Source organism: Pseudomonas citronellolis, assembly GCF_029335315.1.
Lineage (GTDB): Bacteria > Pseudomonadota > Gammaproteobacteria > Pseudomonadales > Pseudomonadaceae > Pseudomonas > Pseudomonas citronellolis_A.
Genome location: NZ_JARJLT010000263.1, coordinates 1 through 1,684 on the forward strand (window position 1 = coordinate 1; position 1,684 = coordinate 1,684).

Annotated in this window: 2 protein-coding genes; both read left to right on the forward strand. The window is 71.0% G+C overall.

The features are described from left to right. On the forward strand, positions 1–1,320 hold a 1,320-nt coding region (locus P3W75_RS19530; protein ID WP_276228957.1), incomplete at its 5' end, for an NAD(P)/FAD-dependent oxidoreductase. Positions 1,321–1,332: 12 nt separating this feature from the next. After that, the coding region (locus tag P3W75_RS19535) for a cupin domain-containing protein (protein ID WP_276228958.1) at positions 1,333–1,684 on the forward strand (352 nt) is incomplete at its 3' end.

A 1,684-nucleotide genomic window follows, 5' to 3' on the forward strand; every position in this document is an offset into this window, starting at 1 on the left:
GCGCCCGCCGCGCCCCTGGCCGGCCAGCAGCGCTTCGACCTGGTGGTGGTCGGCGGCGGCTTCACCGGGCTGTGGACCGCCCTGCTCGCCACCCAGCGCTGGCCGGGCGCCAGCGTCGCGGTGCTGGAGGCGCGGCGCTGCGGCGGCGAGGCCAGCGGGCGCAACGGCGGCTTCTGCGCGCCGAGCATTTCCCACGGCGTATCCAACGCCCTCAAGCGCTGGCCCGAGGAGGCCGAGCAACTGGTGCGCCTGGGCCGGCAGAACCTCGACGAGCTGGCCGCCGACCTGACCCGCTTCGGCATGCAGGTGGAGTTCGAGCGCGAAGGCAAGCTGAACCTCGCCAGCCAGCCGTGGCAGGTCGAAGGCCTGCGCGCGATGCAGCGCAACTATGCCCGTTTCGGCATCGACTGCGAATGGCTGGAAGGTGCCGAGCTGGCCGGCCGCCTGGATTCGCGGCAATACGTCGCCGGCCTGTTCGAGCCCAACTACGCCCTGCTCAACCCGGCGAAGATGGTCGCCGAGCTGCGCCGCGTGTGCCTGGAACAGGGCGTGGCGCTGTTCGAGGACACCCCGGTGCGCGAGCTGCACCAGCGCGGCGAACGGCTGATCCTGCGCACCGCCGCCGGCGAGGTGGAAGCCGGGCAGGTCGCCCTGGCCACCAACATCGCCGCGCCGCTGCTCGGCCACCTGGCCTCCAGCGTGATCCCGGTGTACGACTACGCGCTGGTCACCGAGCCGCTGAGCGACGTGCAACTGGCCGCCATCGGCTGGCGCGGGCGCTACGGCATCGCCGACGCCGGCAACCAGTTCCACTACCTGCGCAAGACCGCCGACAACCGCATCCTCTGGGGCGGCTACGACGCCATCTACCACTTCGGCGGCCGCCGCGACGAGGCCCTGACCCAGCGCCCGGCCAGCTTCGAGCGCCTCGCCGAGCAGTTCCAGGAAACCTTCCCGGTCCTCGGCGGGGTGTCCTTCAGCCACGCCTGGGGCGGGGTCATCGACACCTCGGCGCGCACCACCCTGTTCACCGGCTGCGAGGTCGGCGGGCGCGTCGCCTACGCCCTGGGCTTCACCGGCCAGGGCGTGTCGGCCAGCCGCTTCGCCGCGCAGAACATGCTCGACCAGCTGGCCGGCGAACGCACCGAACGCACCGCCCTGCGCATGACCTCGCAGAAACCCTTCCGCTTCCCGCCCGAGCCGCTGCGCTTCGTCGGCGTGAAACTGGCCCAGCGCTCCCTCGCCCGCGAGGACCGCGACGGCCACCGCGACCTGTTGCTCAAGACCTTCGATGCCTTCGGCATCGGTTTCGATTCCTGACCGGAGACCTCCATGCCCACTGCCCTGCCCCGCCACGTCATCGACTTCGCCAACCCGGCGCTCGCCCCCCAGGAACGCGAGATCAACGACCCGGCCATCGTCGACGCGCCCTACCAGAGCCGCAGCTGGCGGCACTTCGCCAATGAACAGAAGAGCGCCATCGCCGGCATCTGGGAGGCCGGCGTGCACCTGGAGCGCTGCGAATGCGACTACGACGAGCTGTGCCACATCCTCGACGGCCAGGTGCGCCTGACCGACGCCGAGGGCGTGGCGAAGATCTTCGGCCCGGGGGATTCCTTCGTGGTGGCGGCGGGCTTCAAGGGTACCTGGGAAAACCTCACGCCGGTGCGCAAGGTGTATTTCA